General features: G+C 43.3%; 20 protein-coding genes, 1 other RNA gene and 2 riboswitches. Of the genes, 6 read left to right on the top strand and 15 right to left on the bottom strand.

Annotation, left to right across the window (positions count from 1 at the left end):
* Nucleotides 1-95: 95 nt before the first annotated feature.
* Both secY and BMW59_RS18440 read right to left on the bottom strand, forming a co-directional pair.
* On the bottom strand, nucleotides 96-1,397 hold the full coding sequence (secY, locus tag BMW59_RS18445) for a preprotein translocase subunit SecY (protein ID WP_093055260.1): 1,302 nt from the start codon (nucleotides 1,395-1,397) through the stop codon (nucleotides 96-98).
* A 303-nt stretch (nucleotides 1,398-1,700) separates the two neighbouring features.
* On the bottom strand, nucleotides 1,701-2,240 hold the full coding sequence (locus BMW59_RS18440) for a DsbA family oxidoreductase (protein ID WP_245733225.1): 540 nt from the start codon (nucleotides 2,238-2,240) through the stop codon (nucleotides 1,701-1,703).
* 235 nt (nucleotides 2,241-2,475) lie between these two features.
* Here BMW59_RS18440 and BMW59_RS18435 point away from each other — a divergent pair, with 235 nt between their 5' ends.
* The 4 genes from BMW59_RS18435 to BMW59_RS18420 all read left to right on the top strand — a co-directional run bounded on the left by BMW59_RS18435 (nucleotide 2,476) and on the right by BMW59_RS18420 (nucleotide 6,122).
* Entirely contained in the window at nucleotides 2,476-3,465 is a 990-nt protein-coding gene (locus tag BMW59_RS18435) for a YncE family protein (protein WP_177174431.1), read from the top strand.
* Nucleotides 3,462-4,172 (top strand): response regulator transcription factor, encoded by a 711-nt coding sequence (locus BMW59_RS18430; RefSeq protein ID WP_093055256.1) that lies wholly within the window; start codon nucleotides 3,462-3,464, stop codon nucleotides 4,170-4,172. The genes BMW59_RS18435 and BMW59_RS18430 overlap by 4 nt, the downstream gene beginning before the upstream one ends.
* Nucleotides 4,169-5,587, top strand: a complete 1,419-nt coding sequence (locus BMW59_RS18425) for a sensor histidine kinase (protein ID WP_093055254.1) — start codon at nucleotides 4,169-4,171, stop codon at nucleotides 5,585-5,587. The genes BMW59_RS18430 and BMW59_RS18425 overlap by 4 nt, the downstream gene beginning before the upstream one ends.
* A gap of 166 nt (nucleotides 5,588-5,753) precedes the next feature.
* Entirely contained in the window at nucleotides 5,754-6,122 is a 369-nt protein-coding gene (locus BMW59_RS18420) for a DUF2512 family protein (RefSeq protein WP_177174430.1), read from the top strand.
* 228 nt (nucleotides 6,123-6,350) lie between these two features.
* Here the strand turns inward: BMW59_RS18420 and BMW59_RS18415 are convergent, their stop codons facing one another.
* The 5 genes from BMW59_RS18415 to zupT all read right to left on the bottom strand — a co-directional run bounded on the left by BMW59_RS18415 (nucleotide 6,351) and on the right by zupT (nucleotide 12,699).
* Nucleotides 6,351-7,652 carry a homoserine dehydrogenase gene (locus BMW59_RS18415; protein WP_177174429.1) on the bottom strand — a complete coding sequence of 434 codons (1,302 nt, stop codon included), beginning with the start codon at nucleotides 7,650-7,652 and terminating at the stop codon, nucleotides 6,351-6,353.
* A 170-nt stretch (nucleotides 7,653-7,822) separates the two neighbouring features.
* A riboswitch (SAM riboswitch) is annotated at nucleotides 7,823-7,988 on the bottom strand.
* A 107-nt stretch (nucleotides 7,989-8,095) separates the two neighbouring features.
* Nucleotides 8,096-8,224, bottom strand: a riboswitch (SAM riboswitch).
* A gap of 115 nt (nucleotides 8,225-8,339) precedes the next feature.
* Nucleotides 8,340-9,569, bottom strand: a complete 1,230-nt coding sequence (locus BMW59_RS18410; protein WP_093055248.1) for a DUF438 domain-containing protein — start codon at nucleotides 9,567-9,569, stop codon at nucleotides 8,340-8,342.
* 14 nt (nucleotides 9,570-9,583) lie between these two features.
* The gene (locus BMW59_RS18405) at nucleotides 9,584-9,808 is read right to left on the bottom strand and encodes a DUF1858 domain-containing protein (RefSeq protein WP_093055246.1); all 225 of its coding nucleotides are present in this window, start codon (nucleotides 9,806-9,808) and stop codon (nucleotides 9,584-9,586) included.
* Nucleotides 9,809-10,026: 218 nt separating this feature from the next.
* Complete coding sequence (gene ilvD, locus BMW59_RS18400) at nucleotides 10,027-11,721, bottom strand: dihydroxy-acid dehydratase (protein ID WP_093055244.1); 1,695 nt, start codon at nucleotides 11,719-11,721, stop codon at nucleotides 10,027-10,029.
* A gap of 168 nt (nucleotides 11,722-11,889) precedes the next feature.
* Nucleotides 11,890-12,699, bottom strand: coding sequence for a zinc transporter ZupT (gene zupT, locus BMW59_RS18395; protein WP_093055242.1), 810 nt, complete (start codon nucleotides 12,697-12,699; stop codon nucleotides 11,890-11,892).
* 168 nt (nucleotides 12,700-12,867) lie between these two features.
* Between zupT and BMW59_RS18390 the strand changes: the two genes are divergently transcribed.
* Both BMW59_RS18390 and BMW59_RS18385 read left to right on the top strand, forming a co-directional pair.
* Complete coding sequence (locus BMW59_RS18390) at nucleotides 12,868-14,238, top strand: dipeptidase (protein ID WP_093055240.1); 1,371 nt, start codon at nucleotides 12,868-12,870, stop codon at nucleotides 14,236-14,238.
* Between the two features lie 244 nt (nucleotides 14,239-14,482).
* Nucleotides 14,483-15,049, top strand: coding sequence for a hypothetical protein (locus BMW59_RS18385; protein WP_093055238.1), 567 nt, complete (start codon nucleotides 14,483-14,485; stop codon nucleotides 15,047-15,049).
* Here BMW59_RS18385 and BMW59_RS18380 read toward each other — a convergent pair.
* From BMW59_RS18380 to secG, 8 genes are all read right to left on the bottom strand, one after another.
* Nucleotides 15,018-16,280 (bottom strand): ATP-binding protein, encoded by a 1,263-nt coding sequence (locus tag BMW59_RS18380; protein ID WP_093055236.1) that lies wholly within the window; start codon nucleotides 16,278-16,280, stop codon nucleotides 15,018-15,020. The genes BMW59_RS18385 and BMW59_RS18380 overlap by 32 nt on opposite strands.
* 192 nt (nucleotides 16,281-16,472) lie before the next feature.
* Nucleotides 16,473-16,839: a transfer-messenger RNA gene (gene ssrA / locus BMW59_RS18375) on the bottom strand.
* 107 nt (nucleotides 16,840-16,946) lie between these two features.
* Nucleotides 16,947-17,414: an SsrA-binding protein SmpB gene (smpB, locus tag BMW59_RS18370; protein WP_093055234.1), complete on the bottom strand. Its 468-nt coding sequence runs from the start codon at nucleotides 17,412-17,414 to the stop codon at nucleotides 16,947-16,949.
* Between the two features lie 32 nt (nucleotides 17,415-17,446).
* Nucleotides 17,447-17,632: a hypothetical protein gene (locus tag BMW59_RS18365; RefSeq protein WP_177174428.1), complete on the bottom strand. Its 186-nt coding sequence runs from the start codon at nucleotides 17,630-17,632 to the stop codon at nucleotides 17,447-17,449.
* 102 nt (nucleotides 17,633-17,734) lie between these two features.
* Nucleotides 17,735-20,068 (bottom strand): ribonuclease R, encoded by a 2,334-nt coding sequence (rnr, locus tag BMW59_RS18360; protein WP_093055230.1) that lies wholly within the window; start codon nucleotides 20,066-20,068, stop codon nucleotides 17,735-17,737.
* Between the two features lie 61 nt (nucleotides 20,069-20,129).
* Nucleotides 20,130-20,876, bottom strand: coding sequence for an alpha/beta hydrolase (locus tag BMW59_RS18355; protein ID WP_093055378.1), 747 nt, complete (start codon nucleotides 20,874-20,876; stop codon nucleotides 20,130-20,132).
* An 84-nt stretch (nucleotides 20,877-20,960) separates the two neighbouring features.
* Nucleotides 20,961-21,725, bottom strand: a complete 765-nt coding sequence (locus tag BMW59_RS18350) for an alpha/beta hydrolase (protein ID WP_245733224.1) — start codon at nucleotides 21,723-21,725, stop codon at nucleotides 20,961-20,963.
* A 138-nt stretch (nucleotides 21,726-21,863) separates the two neighbouring features.
* A complete protein-coding gene (secG, locus tag BMW59_RS18345) occupies nucleotides 21,864-22,094 on the bottom strand; it encodes a preprotein translocase subunit SecG (RefSeq protein WP_093055226.1) in 231 nt (76 codons plus the stop codon).
* Nucleotides 22,095-22,295 lie beyond the last annotated feature (201 nt).

Genomic DNA, 22,295 nt, shown 5'->3' with positions numbered 1-22,295 from the left:
CCCAAAAACTGGGGGGACAGACCCCCCAGTTATTTCCACCCCCATCCGTAAAAAAGCTGCTTCCCTCTTTAGTTACTGAGGAAAGCAGCTTTTTGTTATGAGCTCTTTTTAAGGAACCCGGTATATTTACGGTCGATCAGCTGGCTTTCAATACGCTTCATGGTATCGAGTGCGACACCGACCACAATTAGAAGTCCTGTTCCGCCGATTTGCACCGCGGGCGGCAGTCCGGCAAATTGAGCGAACAATAATGGCAGGACAGCAACTGTGGCCAAAAACAGCGAGCCTACAAACGTTAAACGATAAAGAACTTTCGTAATAAACTTCTCTGTTGTTTTTCCAGGGCGTATTCCCGGAATAAACCCGTTTTGTTTCCGTAAATTATCCGCCATCTGTTCAGGATTCATCTGAACAAACGTGTAAAAATACGAGAAACCGATAATGAGCAGGACATAAAAAGACATTCCTAATGGATTTGAATAATCAAAGGTCTGGACAATCCAACGTCCAACTGTATTGCCATCCCCAAAAAAGTTGGCAACTGTCGGCGGAAAAATAAACAGTGACATGGCAAAAATAACAGGTATAACTCCGGCCGTATTAACTTTAAGCGGTAAGTGAGAGGATTGCCCCCCTGTCGGTCTCCCGCCTGCCGCCATTTTTTTCGCATACTGGACAGGCACTTTTCTTACAGCCTGCTGCACGAAAATCACTCCGACAACAATAAGCATAATGGCCATTAAAATAAGTAAAACAGTCACTATGTTAATAAACAGCTGGTCTCCGGCATCCACGAAATACAACCCGTAAAGCTGATTGACGCCGTTAGGAATACCAGCAGCAATTCCTGCAAAAATCATAATAGAAATTCCGTTGCCGACTCCTTTAGCAGTAATTTGTTCCCCGAGCCAGAGTAAAAAAGCCGTACCGGCTGTCAATACGACAGCGATTGTTAAATAAGTAAGCACAGACGGATTCGGTACAAGTCCCGCCATAATATTATTAAAGCCGATGGACATCCCTAAAGCTTGTACAAATGCTATCCCGATTGTTCCGTAACGCGTAACCTGAGCAAGCTTCTTCCGGCCTGACTCTCCCTCTTTTGCCCACTCCGCAAATTTAGGGACAACATCCATGCGAAGAAGCTGCACAATTATTGAAGCAGTAATGTAAGGCATAATCCCCGTAGCAAATATTGAAAAATTCTCTAAAGCGCCTCCACCAAAAGTATTTAAAAAGCCCAATGCAGCCATCCCCTCAAAATTAAGGGCATCTGCATTAACCCCTGGAGCAGGAATATGGGCACCAATTCTAAAAACAACTAAAATGGCTAAAGTAAATAAAATCTTGTTCCGTAAGTCACCGACTTTAAAAATGTTTTGCAGGGTTCTAAACATTACTACACCTCTTATCCACCGAAATATGTATAAATCTATAAAACAACTGCTTCTCTAGAATACCATATTTTACTCAAAATGTTAGAAAATTTTTTCAGGGAAGGAAAACTTTCTTTTTTACACCAATTGTACTCAGTCATCATTTTAAAACAAATACCTCTATCTTCCTCCCTGAACTTCTTCTGCCTTCCGTTTACACTGTCAGACTTCCTTATACTCCTGTTCTCTATTGCCTAACCCAGGCACATGACCCGCACAATTACAGAAGGAGGACATGCTCCTTTACTGGAACATGCCCTGCCGTTATTTTTCTTCTGATAATGCTTTTTCAAACGCCGCCCTAGGCTGAAGGCCTGTCAGTTTCTTCTCCCCAATAAAAAATGTAGGCACAGCTTGTATCATATCTGTGGTGCGCGCTTGTTTAAGCCACTTTTCTCTCTCCTCAGAATAACGTCTGGTACTCAGAGCCTCTTCAAACTCTTCACGGTTCAGGTCCAGCTCAGCGGCCAGTTCACCTAATACTGAAATATTGCCAATATTTTTCCCTTCTTCATAGAACGCTTTAAACACCTGGTCTGCATAGTCGTTGCCTTTCCCATGCTCTTTAGCATATAACAGACCTTCATGGGAAAAATGAGTGTGAGGCTGCGGATCAACCATAGGCAGATTCATTGTTACCCCTAATTTTTCTGCGTAAGGAAGAATGGACTGGTGCCATGCCTGCTGAATATAGTCGCTTTTTGGACTGAGTGTTTGCTGAGGGTAAGGTCTCAGTTCAAAAGGCAGCCATTCGATTTCCACATCTTTTCCTTTAATTGCTTCATAGAGCGGAGCCTCCGCCAAATAACAAAATGGTCAAACGAAATCAGAGTAAATCCTGATATTAACTGTCATAACCATGCACACCCCTTATTTTATATTCAGAACTTCCTGTAAGATGCAGTTCCTGCAACATTAAATATAAACGCTTTTAAACTGCCAAACAATATTCTTATTTATTCACAAATACTTTTCATTTTTCGTGTAAAATAATAGTATTTCAGAACTCTCCAAAGAAGGCGGGTGACAACCTTTGATAATGCCTAAGATGCCCCTTCTACTGACACTGGTAATATTTCTTATCATGAACAGCGGATGTACTGGGGAGGGGCATAAACTTAATCTCCCTGATACAAAGGACAATCTCCTTTTGGTGTCCCATTTAAAAAATCCCTTATTAACTGTTATTGATTTAAATGAACAGGAAATTATCAGGGAATTGGAACTCCCTTTTATTGTTTCAGATATGGTTAAAATTAACGAAAATGAAATCATTATTTCAAGCCAGCAAACAGACTCTTTATACAGTCTCAGGCTGGATGATCACATTCTCGAACCGTTTGTTGAAACTGGAAAAGGAATAAATGAACTGATTTTTATAGAAAAAACAGGTACGGTTTACGCAGCTAACTCCTTGAAAAATGAATTAGTAAAAGTTTCGATTCAGGACGATATAATAGTCAACAAAAAAAACACCGAAGAACATCCGTCTTCCTTAACTTATAACCCGGATAGAGATGAAATATATCTGGCAAATGTTTATGATCACAGCATTCAGCGCTTTGACGGAGATTCGCTTGAACTTATTGATACGTTAACGATTGTTGACCGGCCAAACGGCCTCCTTTATTATGACCAGCATCTCATTGCCGGGGGGCACGGGGCAACCGAGGAATTGAACAGGGATGTTTTTATTTTTTCTTTATCTGAAAAAGAAACGGTCCATCAGCTGACTACCGGCCTTATGCCTATAGATTTTGTTAAAACAGATGACTCGGAAAGGCTGTATGCGATCAGCCACGGATCACATGAAGTATATGAAATTGATCCTGAAACCTTTTCAGTTTTAAGGAAAATTGAAGTAGGTTTCAACCCATATTCAAGCCTTTACCATTCAGGCACACTCTTTATTAGCACACTGGACGGCCATACGGTTACTCTGATAGAAACAGAGGATTTCCAAATATATAAAGAAATAGCCGTAGCCCCCGGCCCGCATACGATGATTTTACTGGAGGGAATAAAATGAGCGATGAAAAAAAAACGACAGTTCTAATTGTAGATGATGAAGAAACCATGCTTCAGCTTGTAGGTAATATACTAAACAACGAAGGTTACAGGATAGTTACAGCCGCAAATGGACACGAGGCCATTAATAAAATGAGTATCCTTGATATTAACTTTGTGATTCTTGATATTATGATGCCCGGAATGGACGGCTATGAAACGTGCCGGGAGATCAGAAAGTCCTCGGATGTCCCTATTCTCATGCTTACAGCAAAAACTGAAGAAATGGATAAGGTCACAGCTCTGAAAACCGGAGCAGATGATTACCTGGTGAAGCCATTCGGAAAAAATGAATTGACCGCCCGTATAGAAGCGATTCTCCGTCGTACTAATTCCCAGTCTGCAAAAAGCAAAGACACAACTGTGCAGACGGAATGGACATTTGAAAATATTACTTTAAATACTGAAGCGAAAAAGGTTACTGTCGACAGCAAGCCTGTTAACTTAACAAAAAAAGAGTTTGAAGTCCTGGAACTGCTTATCAAACATCCGGACCAGGTTTTTTCAAGAGAGCAGCTTCTTGACCGTATTTGGGGATTTGAATACTTAAATGCTACTTCTAGAACAGTGGATACACATATGAAAACGTTAAGGCTTAAATTGAAAAATGCTGCTCCTTATATCAAAACCGTCTGGGGGATGGGTTACAAACTCGAGGTTCCTGAATGAAAAACTATCTTTCCATCCAAGCAAAGGCCTGGATCTTATTTGGGGTCAGTATATCAATAGTTATCGGACTGATTATTTCCATCACGTTCTATCTCTATCAGGACTTATATTTAGGCAATGAAACTGACCGGCTGAAGCAGCAAACGGAAAGTCTCCAGGAAGCTTACCTTAACCTTAGTGAAGAGGAATTCCAGGAGAGGATTGCCTGGACAGTTGACGAATCACCTGTTCAGGCAGTAGTAAATAATGACCCTATGATGCTTGGCGCAGCTCTTCCATTGGATGAGCCGGGTGATGAACTGATGATTAATCAGGAAGAACGGGAACAGTTGCTGAACGGTAATAGTGTGACGATTATCAGGGATCACAAAAACCTGAATTCAAGAATTCTCGGAATTGCTGCCCCTGTGGGACAAGAAGGTTTTCTCGATGCGATTATTCTCCTTTACCGCCCCGTGGCGGAAGTTAACGACGCCTTTTATCAGATTGCCCCTATCGTTGCGGGAATAGGTCTCGTTTTCCTGTTTATCCTGTTTATTCTCATGCAGAGGGTGCAGCAGCAATACCTTGCTCCTCTGGTGGACCTTGAAAAAGGGGCAAAAAAACTTGCAGAAGGTCAATACGAGACTGAAATTTCACTTACAGTAAAAAATGAATTGTCTCGACTCGCTAACGCCTTTCAATTTTTAGCCTCTTCCCTTGCAGCTGAAGACGAAAAGAAGCGGTCGTTTATTCAGAATATTTCTCATGAACTTCGTACGCCGCTCAGTTATATTAAAGGATACAGCGAACTTCTCCATGAAGCCAATGTAAACGAAGAACCTGAGCTTTATAAAGAATACTCTTCTATTATTTATAAAGAAGCGAACAGGATGAACCGGCTTGTTGACCAGCTGATCAGTTTAACAAAACTGGAACAGGTCAGCGGTGAATCGATGGATTTATCTCCGCTCGTTCTTTCGGAGATACTTAACGAAGCCGCTAAAAATACGGAAGTAAAACGCCGGAACAAAAACCAGTTCCTTCAAGCTGAAATAGCTGATGACTTGATAGTAGCCGGCGAAGAGGACCGCCTCCTTCAAGTGTTTATTAATTTACTTGATAACGCCTCTTCTTACACACAGGAAGGAGGAAATATAAAGATTAGAACTTTCGACGGTAAAACGAATGCGATTGTTGAAATTGAAGATAACGGTGCCGGTATAAATAAAGCTGATCTCCCCCGGCTTACCGAACGATTTTACAGAGGTGAAAAATCCAGAACGAGAGGCAAAGGAGGAGTAGGGATTGGCCTGTCGATCGTCAGCCAGATCATCAAGCTGCATAACGGAACGATGTCCTTTGAGTCCGACCCAGGCAAGGGAACGAAAGTAACCGTATCTATCCCGCTTTATACAGATGAAACAGAGAATTAGACGCCTTAATTTATAAGGCGTCTAATTTTTCCATTAACTGGGGGTCTGACCCCTTTTTTAATCCCTTTTTTCGTTCCAGTTAAATGGAAAAAAAGAATGAATTTAGCTTTAAGAGGTTTACACCCTCCTAAAAAAAGGAATGTTTTTTCCAAAGGAGGTCGATACTTTGGTACATGTCAAAGCATTAATCTTAAAACTGATCATGGTTTCCCTCGTTTTCTTAATTGTATTAAGCGGGTTTAACGGGTACCCGGCGGTAGATGTTGTCTTGCTATCTCTTGCTGTCACAGCAGTATCTTACGTTGTAGGAGATTTGTTAATATTAAGGAACTCCAATAATATTATAGCCACGATAAGCGATTTAGCCTTAGTTATGGCATTAATCTGGCTCATGTCTATTCCACTATTAGGTGGAGGCGTCCCGTTTGGTCTCGTCTTCTTAACGGCGGTCATCATAGCTGCAGGCGAATGGGTCCTGCACCTGTACATGACGAATGTCGTACATCCAAATATGGAAAGCCCTTCTCCTTCCTGATCTTATCAGGACTAATGCGGACATAAGACGACAACGCCCAAGGGGTTAAGGCTGAAGGTCCAATCTAACGCAGCTCCACGCTGAGTTGAGTTTAGCTGAAGACAAGCCCCTGGGCAAGCGGCCGCTTGGCGGACTGATATCACTGCTTTTATCCCAAAGAAATCCGAACATAATTTTATTCGGGTTTCTTTTTTGTTACTAATCTATTCTCCCAGTGTCACTTTGTATTTAAGACACTGATCGTTCTGTAACAGCATTCAGCTGCAGAATCGACTGAAGTTCGCCGCAAACGGGATAAAACCGCACGGTATCGTTTAAAGCTGACATGGCAGCAGTCACGTCGTGCTTTTTGCCTTTAACTAATACAGCTTCTCTTCCTTCAAGCCTCTTAATAGCTGACAGTTTTTCAACTGCTCTTTGTCCTTCGAGCTGCAGCGCAAGCTGTTTGCCAGTCACCAGCCACACGCCGGAATATTCCGGCTTTATTTTGGTTTCCTCGTTTTCCTGATTGACCCCGGAAAGCTGTGGAGCTTCGTCGTGATCCTCAAAAAGCGGCGCTTTTTCACTTGTATGGCTCCAGTAATTTATTAGATCTTCTATAACGGCACTGGCTGTAGGAAATTTACCTGCTCCGGCCCCCTGAAACAACAGTGAACCGACAATACTGCCTTTAACATGAATACCATTATTAACACCTTCCACACCATACAGCGGATGGTCGTTTAAAACAAACTGCGGTCCTACCGAAGCAGTGATGGTGTCTCCGTTTTTTTCAAGAGACGCCAGATGCTTGACACGTCCTCCTAACTGGTCGGCCAGAAGTAAATCACGAACATCTGTCCCTCTGATGCCGGCCGGTTTTTCAGTCAGCCATACAGGAGCTTTCCCATAAATCCACTGACTGAGAATAGTGGTCTTATAATAGGCATCCCATCCGTCCACATCTTTATCCGGCACAGCTTCAGCATATCCATGTTCCTGTGCTTCTTCCAAAGCTGTTTGGAAGGCCGTACCTTCTTCTCTCATTTTAGTTAAAATAAAATTGGATGTGCCATTTACGACTCCTTCTATACGCTCCAGGTCGTTCGTTTTCAAGGTATGGCGTACGCTGGTTAAGACTGGAATACCTCCGGCTACAGCCGCTTCAAAAAACAGTCTGCAGTTATAGATGCCTGCTAAATTAAGTAACTCTTCCCCGTGCTTTGCCACCAGTTCTTTGTTAGCTGTTATAACAGTAATCCCTTTTTGCAAAAGTCGCCTTACAAACGGGTAAGCCGTGGTTGCGTCCGGGGAAGCCTCCACCACAGCATCAAGCTCAGCCAGTGACTCAAACTCTTCAAAACTGTCTGTAACTGCTGTTTCCCCGCTGATATCTCTTTGTTTCTGTTTATCCTTAACTAAAATGACCGGAATACTGAACTGGCTCCCGATTATTTTTTCGACTTTTTCCTTCTTTGAAAGTAACGTTTCATAAACTCCGCTCCCAACTGTTCCAAAACCGATAATACCTACTTTTTTGACTTGACTCATTAGTTGTTCCCTCCTGGATTGACTGTATTTAAAAAAGGTGAGATTATTTCGCTGATATTTAATCATGCCCCTCCACCTTAACTGAACTAAAATCAGCACGGTTTAACAGAGAAAATTAAAAAAGCTCTCTGGTCCGGTAGACAGAGAGACGAATGCTGCTGGATTCCTCTCTCTTATCTTTTAAAGCTGTAATACTTTAAAGGATTTAGCACCTGGCGTAGAAAGAAAAATGAAAGGCTGAAAAACCGCTTCCCACTTCAGCAGTGTCCTTCCCATTTTTCTATCGCTGGTTGCCGAGCTTCATCGGGCCAGTCCCTCCGCCGCTCTCGATAAGAGAATTACTATTTAACTGTAACTGCCGCACTTCCGCCAGCAGAAAATCAAAAACTCCCTGACATTAAATGTAAGGGAGTTTACGGATATGACATGCTTGCAGCTCATTCGCCTTATCTCCCAAATCATTCAAAATAATTGAATGCTTTGCAGGAATTAGCACCTTGCGAAAAAGATATCTCTTTTCCACTGGTTGCCGGGCTTCGTCGGGCCAGTCCCTCCACCTCTCATGATAAGAATTATTTATGAAGTTGAGAATCAGTTTATCATTTAAAAGTTTGATTTGTCAAACTCTTTTTTAAAGAAAATCTCTTCATTCCTAAAAAAGATGTCAGCAAGAACTAGCACAACTGCCTATGACATTAACCTCTTCTCTCCGGTAATTTCCTGAACAGGTTTAATATTTTGGGTAAACTCGACCGTCCCTTTATAATTTCCTTCTCCGTCCCTCACTGCAAAATAACGGATCAGTACAAATTTGTCTTTAAAAGGAATCCAGAAGTCTTCCACATCTTTTTTACCTGATTTAAAATCATCGAGCAGGTCGTTTACGATATGGGCGCTCTGAGGCGGATGGCAATTCTGCACTGACCGTCCGATCACCGATTTAGTACGGTGGAATATCCGTTCTTTCCCGTGAGAAAAATAGCGGACTGTATCATTTTCATCTATGAAGGTGATGTCAACCGGAAGGTGGTTCATCATCAGTTCAAGCTGTGGAACAGACAAAATACCCGTATTTAGCTGGACTACCCCATCTTTAAGGAAGGGATTTCCTAAATCAGCGCGTTCAGGCTGCCAGGCCTCCGGCGGATCTATAAAGGTGTACCCAATGACATCTCCTTCTCTCTCAATCTTCAGCCATTCATCTTCTGTTAATTTCTCTAAAGCAAGCGGGAATAAAATGTGCTCTTCTTTATAAATCATTTCAGATACTTCGCTGATAATATAATCGAGGGATTTTAAGAGATCTGTTTTAATCCAAATCCCATTAGTCAGCAGATTCCTAGCTTCTTTTACTGTAGCGCGGATGCGGTCATCCACCCCCCACATGACTTTGGTCGGTCCGAATATCCCGTATCTTTCGAGGTACGGAAAAAGCAGATTTTCTTTTCGGCTGTAATGGTTATCAATCTCCAGAAGCTTTATTAGATCCTTTATCAATTTGTTTGCCGTTTCTTCGGATTCAACTTTTTCAAACTGGTCCCTGTGAAGCTTCAGTGTAAAATTAACGTGACGGTCAATTTCCTTATTTTCTTGAATAAAGGTATGCACAGGATGACCCTGGGTGTGCTCCGGTCCTTCCTTCTGGTGGATTTCCTCTATAGAGCCTTTAAATACTTCTGTATGGACGGAACACAACCTTTGTACTTCTTCAACGGAAATTCCTTCTTCTTCCATAAGCGCCTGCTCCATTTTTGAAATGTCGCTCACAGTGACCTGGTCCACCGCTTTTGTAAACCTTTCTTTCACTTCGGAGACACTTTTTCCTTCATGAAGCTCTTTAATTATTTCTTTTAATAACTGCTGGCGCTCTGATTTCTCCTGAACTGCCCTCTCACGATTATTAATCATTTCACTCATTTAATTTTCCTCCTTCAGCTGATTACTTTAAATCCATGCTGCATTAGTTGCTTTTTTACATCTTCCAATGGAATCCCCATTGCCCGGCTGCCTTTCGGTATGGTCATGATCCTCCCAGCCGACTGGAGCATTCCCGGCTTTGTTATATTTACAAACCCTATATGCCTCATGGCCTCAACCAATTCAGGGTGCTGCGTACACAATTCATAGACCGTTTTACTTAACGAAATCTCTTTCATTTGGCCTCACCTCATTATTTGTATGAGAATTATTTTCAATTAAATAATAGCATGAAGGATACCTCCGCCGATGTGATGTGGGTCACCATCACACTTACGTTCACAGATCAGTCAAAAAAGTGGAGGAATTTATCACCATAAAAAACCCAGCTTCCATTTAAGCTGGGCCTTTCATACGTCTATGGACACTGATGTTTTCTAATAACCGCCCCTTTTAGTTACTCAAGGTCGGCATCAGTGACTGCTCCTTTTGCTGAAGAAGAGACAAGCTTGGCGTATTTAGCCAGAATTCCTGTCTTATATTTAAGCGGCGGCTGTTTCCAGTCGCGCTTCCGCTGCTCCAGTTCTTCCTCACTTACATCCATATTAATTTCCTGTGTACCGCTGTCGATCGTTACTTTATCGCCATTTTGCAACAGTCCGATCGGTCCGCCAACAAAGGCTTCCGGAGCGACGTGGCCAATAACGAACCCATGGGAACCGCCGGAGAAACGCCCGTCTGTCATTAGGGCTACTTTTCCTCCAAGGCCGCGCCCGACAATCATAGCAGTGATAGACAGCATTTCCGGCATGCCTGGTCCGCCTTTCGGTCCTACCTGGCGGACGACCAGCACATCGCCTTCCACAATCTCGCCTGCTTCAATCGCTTCAGTCGCTTCCGCTTCACTATCGTATACTTTCGCATACCCTTCAAACCGGCTGATCTTCTGTCCTGACATTTTTGCTACTGCCCCTTCAGGTGCAAGGTTCCCGCGGAGAACCACTAACGGACCGTTTGGTTTAATAGGGTCATCCATCGACTTTATGACAACTTGTCCTTCTTTAAGTGAAGGCGCCTCTGCTAAGTTTTCTGCCACAGTTTTTCCTGTAACTGTCAGACAGTCACCGTGCAGCAGGCCATGTTCGTGAAGAAGCTTCATAACCGCAGGAACTCCTCCAACTTCAAATAAGTCCTGCATAACATATTTACCGCTTGGCTTTAAGTCCGCAATATGAGGAACATTGGCGCGGACTCTTTCAAAGTCATCAAGGCTTAGATCTACTCCAGCTGAATGGGCGATTGCAGTCAAATGAAGGAAAGCATTCGTCGAGCCCCCAAGAGCCATGACGACAGTGATGGCATTTTCAAATGCTTTTTTCGTCATAATATCGCGAGGATAAATCTCTTTTTCAAGTAACTGAACAACCATCTCGCCGGCTTGGCGGCATTCCTGTTCTTTATAATCATCTACAGCCGGAGTTGAAGATGAACCCGGAATGCTCATTCCCAGCGCTTCCACTGCAGCTGCCATTGTATTGGCTGTATACATGCCGCCGCACGCCCCAGGCCCCGGGCAAGCGCTGCATTCGACTTTATGAAGCTGCTCATCATTAATCGTCCCTTGCTGGTGCTGGCCGACTGCCTCGAATGATGAAACGATGTCAATATCCTCTCCATTTAAGTTACCGGGCTTGATGGTTCCTCCATACACGTAGACAGATGGAACGTTAAATCTGCCCATTGAAATGAGGCACCCTGGCGTTGTTTTATCACAGCCGCCTATAGCAACTACACCGTCCAGCCTCTCTGCCCCAACAACCGTTTCGATCGAATCTGCAATGACTTCCCGGCTGGGGAGGGAATAATTCATACCTTCATGCCCCATGGCTATCCCATCTGCCACAGTGATAGTATTAAATATCATCGGCGCGCCTCCGCCGTCTTTCGCCCCGCTTTTAGCCTGCCTTGCCAATGCATCAATATGTACGTTGCAAGGTGTAACCTCACTCCATGTACTGGCAATCCCGATCATAGGCTTTTTGAAATCGTCGTCTGTAAATCCGACGGCACGAAGCATAGAACGGTTTGGGACTCTGTTCACACCTTCACTAATAACTTTACTGCGGATACGCAGATCTTTTTTTCCTTCCATCCTTTGTCATCCTTTCTTCTCTCTATACATTAGTCGATGATCCGATTTTCTTTCGGGAAAAATCGCGTCTATATTCCCTATCATACGCATTTTAGCACAGCAACGCAATGAGTTTTCTGAAAACAGGATTTTTTCTGACTATGAAAAGGCTGCCAATTTTTTTATTCCTTAAATAAGGATAAGGCTGACAGCCATTACGGCCATCCCTAACATCAGTCCATAAATGGGAAGATGCGTTTCATCGTATTTTTTTGCGGCAGGCAAGAGTTCATCAAGCGAAATAAAAATCATTATTCCTGCCACCGCCGCAAACATCACACCGAACATGACCTCATTTAAAAACGGCATTAAAATAAGGAAAGCCGCCAATGCCCCCAGAGGCTCTGCAAGCCCGGAAAAAAAGGATAATTTAAATGCTTTCTTTTTGTCTCCAGTTGCGTAATAGATTGGTACAGAGATAGCCACTCCTTCAGGGATATTATGAATCGCGATGGCCACGGCAATGGCTAGTCCGAGTGCAGGATCCTGTAAAGCAGCTATAAACGTAGCCATTCCTTCAGGAAAATTATGTATGGCGATCGCTAAAGCCGTAAAGGTGCCCATCTTAAGTAATTCAGTTTCCCCGCCTGTTTTATTCTTACGGTACCTCATGTCCTCTACTTTTTTTACTTCATGAGGGTTGCCGGGCTCCGGGATCATCGAGTCAATCGCAGCAATCAGCAGCATCCCTCCGAAAAAACCGGCCGCCGTGGTCCAGTTTCCGGCTGGTGACCCGAGTACACCTGTAAGGGTGACTTGTGCTTTAAAGAAAATTTCTACCATTGACACATAGATCATCACGCCTGCAGAAAAACCGAGAGCAAAAGACAGAAACTTTGTGTTAGTCCTGGACGTAAAAAAAGCAAGAAGACTTCCTATGCCGGTACAGAGTCCAGCTATTAAGGTCAGACTGAAAGCAAAAAGAATATTCCCATCCATTTCGTATTCCTCCATCTGCAGGTTTTTAATAACCTCTTAAATTAAGTTTATTCAGTTTATCCAATCACATGCCATCGACAGTGGGATTAGTTTACAAACCCGGCTATTCTCCAATAGTTTTCCCCGGCTTTTTATGCCACAATATAAACAGAAAAGGAGGAATAAGCAATGTCTGAATCAGTTTTAAATTATTTAAAAGAAAACCGTGAACGGTTAATCGGCAAGCTGGAAGAATTTCTTGCGATTCCGAGCATCAGTACTGAGCAAGCCCACAAGGAAGATGTCCTTAAAGCGGGCCGTTTTGTAGCAGACTATTTAAAAGAAATCGGATTTAAATCAGTAGAAATTAAAGAAACTGCCGGCCACCCGCTCGTTTACGGGGAATGGCTGGAAGCACAAGATGCACCGACAGCCCTCTTCTACGGCCATTATGACGTCCAGCCTGCTGATCCATATGAATTATGGGACAGTGAACCGTTTAAACCTGAAATCCGCAACGGCAAAATTTTTGCGCGGGGAGCAAGTGACGATAAGGGCCAGGTATTTATGCACCTTGCCGTTTTAGAAGCTTACATGAAAACGGAGGGACGGCTTCCTGTCAATGTGAAGGTTTGCATTGAAGGAGAAGAAGAAATCGGCAGTGAAAACCTTTATCCGTTTCTGGAAAAAAATAAAGAGATGCTTTCAGCAGATTTTGCTCTTATATCGGACTCGGGAATGGTCGATAAAGGGCAGCCGACAATGCTATACGGCCTGAAAGGTTTTACCGGGCTTGAAATCAAAGTAAAAGGCCCGGACAGAGATCTCCATTCCGGTTTGTATGGCGGGGCAGTTAAAAATCCCGCAATGGCATTAAGCCATATTCTTGCTTCGTTAAAAGACGCTGAAGAGCATGTCACAGTACCTGGTTTTTACGAAGATGCTGAAGAGCTGCCGGAAGATGAAAGGAAGCTTATGAATGAAGCGCCTGGCGAAAATTATGTCGAAACAGTCGGCATTCCGGAGACTGCACCTGAAAGAGGATTTACTGTAAACGAGCATATTATGGCGCGGCCTACCCTTGAAATAAACGGCTTAACGAGCGGCTATCAGGGGGAAGGAACAAAAACCATTATTCCATCCTCTGCTTCTGCTAAACTAACCTGCCGTTTAGTCCCTGGACAAGACCCTCAGAAAATCCAGGATCTGCTCGTCAGTTACATTGAAGAAAACCCTCCAAAAGGCGTCACTGTTTCTGTTAAACGTGAACCTCTTTCGGCGAAAGCATATAAAGTAGATCCTAACCATCCTTTGCTTAAAAAAGCAGCAGACAGTCTTTCTGAAGCATTTGGAAAAGAAACAGTTTTTGTTCGTCTCGGCGGCTCTATTCCTGTAGTCGAGCAGATCGACCAGCTGTTTAATATCCCTGTTGTCCTTCTCGGTTTCGGTACGCCTGAAGACAACCTGCATTCCCCTAACGAGAGCTTTCCACTTGAGCATTTTGATAAAGGCATGGAAGTGCTGGCCACTTACTATAAAGAAGCTGCCAGCTTGAAATAAATACTTCGTCCGGCTGTGCCTTCCAAGGCCAGCCGGTTTTTTTCATCTCCTCATAACGCGACCCGGATCACTCTTCTCTAAGCTGCCATATAAAGCGGATAATGACTTCAAAAAAACTCACCTATCCCTTGATAAGAATAAGTGAGCTATTCTGCATATTAATCATTCATTCCTTTATTTCATACTCATATCGAAAAAATGCGGACATACCTTTTACAAAGAAGCCTGAAAGGAGGAAATAAAGTTGAGCTTATTTATCAGCTTTCTTTTTACCACTTTATTGATCATATATTTATCGACGTTTTTTATAAATCAAAAAAACAGTCCTATGAAAGAGATGGTTATAACTATGGCCATAGCCATGGCTGCAGGATTATGTATCGGAGCCGTTACGGGCATTCTCTTTCATGGCCTGTTATTTCAATCTACTGTCTTTAGTGTGGCATCCGCTTCTGTTACCGGTTTGCTGATAGGATGGCGGTTCCATTTCCTTGCTGCCGTTGAGGGATTTTTCAGCGGGCTGATGGCTGCAATGATGATGGCGATGGTTGCAGATATGGTTACTTTGAAAGAAGCCTATAACCTTCTTTTCCTTAGCAGCATGCTTCTGATCAGTGTCATAGTATTTTCTTTTATACTGCTGAACAATCTGTCAAAGCGAAAACTGGTCAATATATATCTTGGGGCGATCGGGTGGATACTTGCCGCATTTATTTTGCTGGCTCCTGTCAATCCCGCTGACCACACCCCTCCAGGGGAAAACCACCGGCATACGTCAATTACTTCTGTTTTTTGCACAGAGGCAGGCTGATGTTAAAAGCGGTCCCTTCCCCTCTCGTACTTTTTACTTTTATTTGTCCGTTTAAATTATCTATTATCTTATAGCAGAGCATCGTCCCCATCCCTGTACCTTGATCTTTTGTCGTGTAGAAAGGGGTGCCCAGCCGTTTTATTTCTTCTTCACTCATTCCTCTTCCTGTATCACAAATAGTTATTTCCACGACGTCTCCGTTTTTCACTGCGTTAACGGTAATTGTTCCTTTTCCATCAATGGCTTCTATGCCATTTTTAAATAAATTTAAAAACACTTGCCCTAAATCACTGGCATTCCCTCTGACGTAGTAAGGGCTGTCTACACAGTTAGTAATTGTTGTGCCGTTCATTAAAGCGTATGGTTCCACTACATCGGCAGTATTTTTTATAATTTCCCTGATATCAATTTCAGTGGCGTTTTTCTTTTCTGATTTTGCCAGCGATAAGTAATCAGTAATTATTTTCTCTGCTCTCTCCAATTCAGAATCCATTAATTTCAGAGAACTTTTTTGCTTGTCTGTTAAGTTCTCTTCGTTTTTAAGGATATGTACAAAACCTTTAACAACAGTTAGCGGATTTCTTATTTCATGGGCTACGGATGCAGCCATCTCACCAATTAGCCTGACCCTTTCAGTCTGCTGGAGTGCTATTTTATTCTGCTCTTTCTCCTTTAACGTCTCTATTATAAAGACCACGAGAATCATCGTGACAAGATGGGATAGCATGAAATAAGCAAAAAACCCGGGCAGTACGTCTCTGCTGACGTTCTCCATAAAGAAATAGATCCCCGTCAAAATTAATACGTTATTCAATAAAGTAAGATAAACACTGATTTTAATCCGTTCTTTAAGCATTCCTTCCTTGTACTTGTTAAGGAAAAAAATAATAGCTCCGCTTCCCAGTACATACGATACAAGGACAATAAAAAAGCCTTCGTCCAGCCCGATGAATAGTCTGTAGATTATTAATACAGCGGTAGCCGCCATTCCCATTTTCAATCCACCGTAAAAGAAGGCCAGGAGCCACGGAATCGTGCGCAGATCAAAGATATAACCCGTTTCAAGCTCCAAAGGATAGCTCATGGACATAATAATTGCCAAGCAGCAAAGCAGACCGAAAACGACTGAGTGCTCCTTAAAAAAATCCCTTTTATATAAATAAGCAAAATAAACAAATACCGGCACTAAAACGACCAGTAAAGAGAATAAATAATTATCAAAACTAAACATAACATCCAGTCCTCTGCAACAATTTGTTCTTCCATTTTAGCACAGTAAACTGCTTTGTATAGCAAGGTAATATTTCGGAAAGAGAATAATTATTGGAATGCTGGGGGCAACTGGATGAAAAAAAGGGATGTAGATAAGGAGGGGAACGTAAGCAACTCAAAGCAAATAAAAAAACCACCATATACGTATGTATGGTGGAGACGGTGGGAATCGAACCCACGTCCAGAGATAACGCAACTTAAGCTTCTACGAGCGTAGTCAGTTTATTAGTGTTTCGCCGTCACTTCAGCCAACTAACAGGCTTCCGTGCGGCTAACCTGATTAATCTCTTCCTATTGTCCTCAGGTGGAGAACTCAAGGCGTATCCCACTTAGAGTGAGTCCCTGATCCTTCACATGGGCGATGAAGGGAGGAACCGCTAGCAGGGTTTTTACGCCGCTGCTAAAGCGAAATCGTTATCTTGTTTGCCAACTATAGGCGATGGGCGTTTTATACGAGGACACCCAGCTCGACTCGCGACTTAAGCACGACCTATCCCTGTCGAATCCAGAACGTCCCCAAGAGATAAGAGAACATTAAGGATAGATCTTATATACACTTTTCCTTAACGACAAATACTATTATAACATATCAGAGCTCCCAGTCAAATGGAAAGCTTCGCATCGGTTAACGTCCCAGCTGCTGGTCTTTAAAGGCTCTCTGGATTTCTCTTTTTGCATCTTTCCGCTTCAGATCCTCACGCTTATCATGTTTCTTTTTCCCTTTACCGAGGCCTATTAAAACTTTTGCAACCCCGTTTTTAATATAAATTTTCAGCGGAACGAGGGTATATCCTTTTTGCTGGGTCATTCCGATGAGCTGATTAATCTGCTTGCGGTGAAGCAAGAGTTTTCGCGTCCGGACAGGATCGTGGTTATACCGGTTCCCCTGTTCGTAAGGGCTGATATGCAGATTGTGCAGCCAGACCTCTCCCTGGGAAACACGCGCAAACGAGTCTTTTAAATTGACTCTCCGGTTACGGACTGATTTAATTTCTGTTCCTGTTAAAACCATTCCAGCTTCGTATGTGTCCTCAATATGAAAATCGTGGCGCGCTTTCTTATTTTGTGCGATTTGTTTTCCTTCTGTAGCCATGATTCCTGCATCCTTTCCATCTGCCTCATTATCTAATCATACCAAAATTCGGATAGAGCTTCAATTTGTTTAATCGTGATAGGTGTGGTGCGGGTTTCGCTGATAGGAGTTCCTTTTTCGCTGATTGAACGTGATTTTCGCTGATAGGGCCCCCAGTTTCGCTGATTGATCTCAATTTTCGCTGATAGGACCCCCAGTTTCGCCGATAGAACTCTCATTTCCCCCGATAGATCCCTCATGCCCCGCTGTTTAACTTCATTTAAACCCCATATCCAGCAAAAATTCAAAAGCCCACCCGCACGGGATGAGCTTCGGTTACTCTATTTCTTCTTCTTTTTCCCTTTTAAGCGTTTATTTTTTGGCACATTTTCATAAAACGCTTTTTTCTTGCGCTTTTTGCCCTTGCCTCCGGATTTTTTATCCTGTTTTTTGTCACCCAGGCTGAGGCCTTCCGTTTTCTTACCGCGTTTTTTGCGGCTGCCGCCTTCAATCACCCGCGGGGTCTCTTTCTTTCTCTGTTTACGCGGTTTCATGCCGACTACTTCAAAATCAATAATACGTTCTTCAACGTTGACATTTGTCACGCGAACTTCAATTTCATCACCGATGCGGAAGACATTCCCTGTCCTCTCACCGATCATGGCATAGTGCTTTTCGTCATAGTGGTAATAGTCGTCTGTCAAATAGCTGACGTGCACAAGTCCTTCGATCGTATTCGGCAGTTCCACGAACAGACCAAAGTTTGTTACACCGCTGATAATCCCTTCATATTCCTGGCCGACTTTATCTTCCATATACTGAACTTTTTTCATTTCGTCTGTTTCACGCTCGGCTTCTTCGGCCCGGCGTTCCATTTCAGATGAATGACGTGTAATATCAGGAAGCTTGTCATTCCATTCTTCGATCAGTTTCTCTGTCGGCTTTCCTTCAATTAAGTAAGCCCGTATTAATCTGTGAACAATCAAGTCAGGGTAACGGCGAATCGGTGACGTGAAATGGGTATAGAAGTCCGCCGATAAACCGAAGTGGCCGATATTCTCAGGATCGTATTTAGCCTGCTTCATGGACCTGAGCATCACTGTGCTGATGACCGCTTCTTCAGGCTCTCCTTTGACTTCTTCAAGCAGCTCCTGCAAGGCTCGCGGATGAACAGTGTTAGACGTCCCTTTTACGACATACCCGAAATTTGTTATGAATTCAAGAAACTGATTCAGTTTCTCTTCGTCCGGGTCCTCATGAATACGGTAAACGAACGGTACTTTCATCCAGTGGAAATGTTCGGCTACCGTTTCGTTCGCTGCAAGCATAAATTCCTCAATGAGTTTTTCGGCGACTGTACGCTCGCGGATTACGACATCCGTCGGGTTGCCCTCTTCGTCCACTTTCACGCCAGCTTCTTTAAAGTCAAAGTCAATCGCTCCGCGGGCAAAACGTTTCCTGCGCAGGATTTCAGCCAGATCTTCCATATCTTTAAAAAATGGAATAAGGGGTTCATAACGCTCTTTAACCTCATCGTCTTCATCCAGGAGAATTTTCCTTACGTCTGTATAAGTCATTCTTTCGTTTGTACGGATCACACTTTGGTAAATATCGTGGTTGACGACCTCGCCCTTTGGCGTAATTTCCATATCGCACGATAAGGTCAGCCTGTCTACTTGCGGATTAAGTGAGCAAATCCCGTTTGACAGCCTGTGCGGGATCATCGGGATCACCCTGTCCACTAAATAACAGCTCGTCGCCCTCTCGAAAGCTTCTTCGTCAATAGGTGATCCTTCTTTGACGTAATGGGAGACATCTGCGATATGGACTCCGAGAAGGTAATTACCGTTTTCCAGCCTTTTTACCTGAACGGCATCATCCAGATCTTTTGCATCTGCCCCGTCAATGGTTACAATTGTTTCATCGCGCAAGTCACGGCGCCCTTCTAACTCGTCAGAAGCGATCTCATCAGGTACACTGTTTGCCTGCTCAATAACTTCGTCCGGAAATTCGCCCGGCAGTCCGTGTTTATGGATGACAGCAAGAATGTCTACTCCAGGGTCGTTTTTATGGCCGAGCACTTTCGTCACATGCCCTTCAGCGCTCATGCGCCCCTCAGGATATTTAGTAATTTCCACGAGGACTTTATGGCCGTCTACTGCCCCTAATTCCTTACCTTTCGGGATAAAAATGTCAGCGGGAATCCTTTTATCATCAGAGACCACAAACCCGTAATACTTATCATCTACATAAGTACCTACTGTCTGGGTAATCCCGCGCTTTAAAATACGGATAATTGTCCCTTCAGGTCTGGCCCCGCTCGAATCTCTTTGCAGGCGGACCAGCACTTTATCTTTATTCATGGCACTGTTCATATCAGAACCTGCCACATAAATATCGTCCATGCCTTCTTCCGTTTTTACAAAGGCAAAGCCTTTTGGATGCATAATGACTTCTCCGCGGATCAAGTCCATTTTCTCCGGCAGGCCGTACCGGTTTGTACGGGTACGCACGACATCGCCGTCTTCTTCTAGTTCATTCAGTGTTTTGACAAATTGTTTGAATTGACTTGAATCCTCCAGGCCGAATGCTTCTTCCATCTCTTTAATAGAAAGAGGCTTGTCAGCTTCGTCCTTCATATAATGAAGAATCCTGTCTTTAGTTGCGTCTGTCATTGTATCTATATCTCCTTTCATTGCGGGAAGCAGCATGCCGGATTAGGGCGTGGGCGTCTAATTAATCTTCCCAGTCCAGGTCCTCTAAAAAGGCATACACATCCTCATGCAGCTGATCCCGTTCTTTATCCAGCGTTATCACATGTCCTGATTCCTCGTACCATTTAAGCTCTTTCTGGTCTGTTTCTACATTATCATGAATCATATTTGCACTGTCGGTGTTAATCATTTCATCATGGCGGGCTTGTACGACAAAAGTAGGGGTATAAATCATATCAAGGTTGTCTCTTACTTCCTTATTAAGTTCCTGTAATGATTTTAAAGTATTCATCGGCGTCTCTTTAAATTTAGCCATTTCTTCTTCAATTTGTCCCTCATCTTTGCCTTCCCACTGTTTATATTTTTTAGCATATTCCAGGACACCCTGATACATTGTTTCTTCACTTTTTATATACATTGGTGCACACATAGGGATAATTCCCTTCACAGGTAGTGTGTACCCGAGTTTCAAGGAAAATACACCCCCCAAGGATAAACCTGCCACAGCAATTTTATCATGGCCCATCTCTTTCAAATACTGGTATCCGGCCTGCACATCATCCCACCAGTCTTCAGGTCCGGTGTGGACTAGTTCCTCCGGAGGAACTCCGTGTCCTTTCATATGTGGAGCGTGTGAGGTATACCCTCTTTTTTCAAGGTATCTCCCCAGCATGCGTACATCGGCAGAGTTACCTGTAAATCCGTGCAAGAGCAGCACGGCCCGCTCCCCTCCTTCAAAGGTGAATGGCTTTGGCTGTGCAACTTTCATCATTATCAAACATTCCTTTCATGTTGTTACTCTTATCAGTTAATAAGTTTCCTCGACTGACGGAACCACGTCTTTGTTGATCCGTCAGCCTGTTCCTTTTGCCTCAGATTCACTCCCGGACTTCAGCGCCCCATCGGTTGTCCCTGAAAAAAAGTCGTCAATCGCTTCAAGCAATTTATCCTTACCATCGCCAAACCAAATATAATGTTTAGCCTCAGGAAAGAAGTACAGTTTCTTTTCCTCTGACTGGATATGCTCATAAATATATTCAGCGCTTTTTTGTGGGACAAGACCATCACTTTCTCCCTGAATGACCAGTGTCGGGACGGTGATCTGATCTAAATGAGGACGCAGCTTTTTGACCATTTTTGCAAATTCAATCGTGGCAGCCATCGGCGTCCGTAAAATTTTCTCGCGGTAAAACTGGTAATAATCATCTTTATCAAGTTCGCCGCGTACTCCTTCAAGAAACCAGCCAGTCACGTCCTGTACGATCTGTTTCGGATTAAGGTAATAGGCGGCGGCACTGAGGAGGACCAGTCTTTCCACCGGGTATTGGGAGGCGAGAAAACTGGCAATGACACCGCCCATAGAAAAACCGATGAGATAGACTTTTTCACATCGGTCCATTAGCTCCTCCAAAGCAACTTTAGCTTTAAAAACCCAATGTTTATAAGTAACTGACTTCATACTTTCTTTAGTCCCGTCATGCCCTGGAAGTTCGGGGCAGTATACGAGCCAGTTTTTCTTCTTTAAGTGCTGTTCAATATCTGCAATTTCATCCGGGGTACCGGAAAAACCATGGATGATCAGGCATCCAATCATAGCTATCACTCCTGAATGAGACACTTATTTATCATATGAAAAACAGCCTGGTGCTGTCACGTACCTTGCTCATCATATCTTCTTTATTCCCATTCAGGAAGGAAATTAACCTGCACGTAAAAAGCAGCAGACTGTCCCTGTCTGCTGCTTTGCTTAAGCTATTTACATAAAAAATGCAACGGCCAATGTTAACAGGAAGAAAAGCGTTCCAAGAACCACAGTGGCTTTTTGAAGAACAGCGTCCAGCCCTCTGGCCTTCTGCTTTCCTACTAACTGCTCGGCACCACCGGAAATGGCACCTGACAGGCCGGCACTTTTTCCGGACTGTAACAATACTACGCCAATTAATAAAAGTGATACAATCACTAGCAAAACGGATGCAACAGCTTCCACAGTCTACACCTCCAAATCGACATCAAAACCTTCTAAAAATATAACACGAAACAAGCTGCACTGCAACATCCTATCTGCTGCAAATACTTTTCAATATGGGGTCAGACCCAGTAGCCTTGCACGAATGGAATATATTGTAATTTTAAGTTTACAAACACAAAAAAAGCTCCTATTGTAGAGGAGAGACCAATACTTGTTCCC

Source organism: Salipaludibacillus aurantiacus (assembly GCF_900111295.1).
GTDB lineage: Bacteria > Bacillota > Bacilli > Bacillales > Salisediminibacteriaceae > Salipaludibacillus > Salipaludibacillus aurantiacus.
This window is presented reverse-complemented; position numbering and strand designations above follow the sequence as displayed.

Coding starts and splice junctions, on each gene's coding strand:
- BMW59_RS18390 (WP_093055240.1), top strand. CDS start 12,868: ATGTCTGAATCAGTTTTAAATTATTTAAAAGAAAACCGTGAACGGTTA.
- secY (WP_093055260.1), bottom strand. CDS start 1,397: ATGTTTAGAACCCTGCAAAACATTTTTAAAGTCGGTGACTTACGGAAC.
- BMW59_RS18425 (WP_093055254.1), top strand. CDS start 4,169: ATGAAAAACTATCTTTCCATCCAAGCAAAGGCCTGGATCTTATTTGGG.
- BMW59_RS18435 (WP_177174431.1), top strand. CDS start 2,476: ATGCCTAAGATGCCCCTTCTACTGACACTGGTAATATTTCTTATCATG.
- BMW59_RS18415 (WP_177174429.1), bottom strand. CDS start 7,652: ATGAGTCAAGTCAAAAAAGTAGGTATTATCGGTTTTGGAACAGTTGGG.
- BMW59_RS18380 (WP_093055236.1), bottom strand. CDS start 16,280: ATGTTTAGTTTTGATAATTATTTATTCTCTTTACTGGTCGTTTTAGTG.
- BMW59_RS18365 (WP_177174428.1), bottom strand. CDS start 17,632: ATGAGAGTTCTATCGGCGAAACTGGGGGTCCTATCAGCGAAAATTGAG.
- smpB (WP_093055234.1), bottom strand. CDS start 17,414: ATGGCTACAGAAGGAAAACAAATCGCACAAAATAAGAAAGCGCGCCAC.
- ilvD (WP_093055244.1), bottom strand. CDS start 11,721: ATGGAAGGAAAAAAAGATCTGCGTATCCGCAGTAAAGTTATTAGTGAA.
- zupT (WP_093055242.1), bottom strand. CDS start 12,699: ATGGATGGGAATATTCTTTTTGCTTTCAGTCTGACCTTAATAGCTGGA.
- BMW59_RS18430 (WP_093055256.1), top strand. CDS start 3,462: ATGAGCGATGAAAAAAAAACGACAGTTCTAATTGTAGATGATGAAGAA.
- rnr (WP_093055230.1), bottom strand. CDS start 20,068: ATGACAGACGCAACTAAAGACAGGATTCTTCATTATATGAAGGACGAA.
- BMW59_RS18405 (WP_093055246.1), bottom strand. CDS start 9,808: ATGAAAGAGATTTCGTTAAGTAAAACGGTCTATGAATTGTGTACGCAG.
- BMW59_RS18410 (WP_093055248.1), bottom strand. CDS start 9,569: ATGAGTGAAATGATTAATAATCGTGAGAGGGCAGTTCAGGAGAAATCA.
- BMW59_RS18355 (WP_093055378.1), bottom strand. CDS start 20,876: ATGAAAGTTGCACAGCCAAAGCCATTCACCTTTGAAGGAGGGGAGCGG.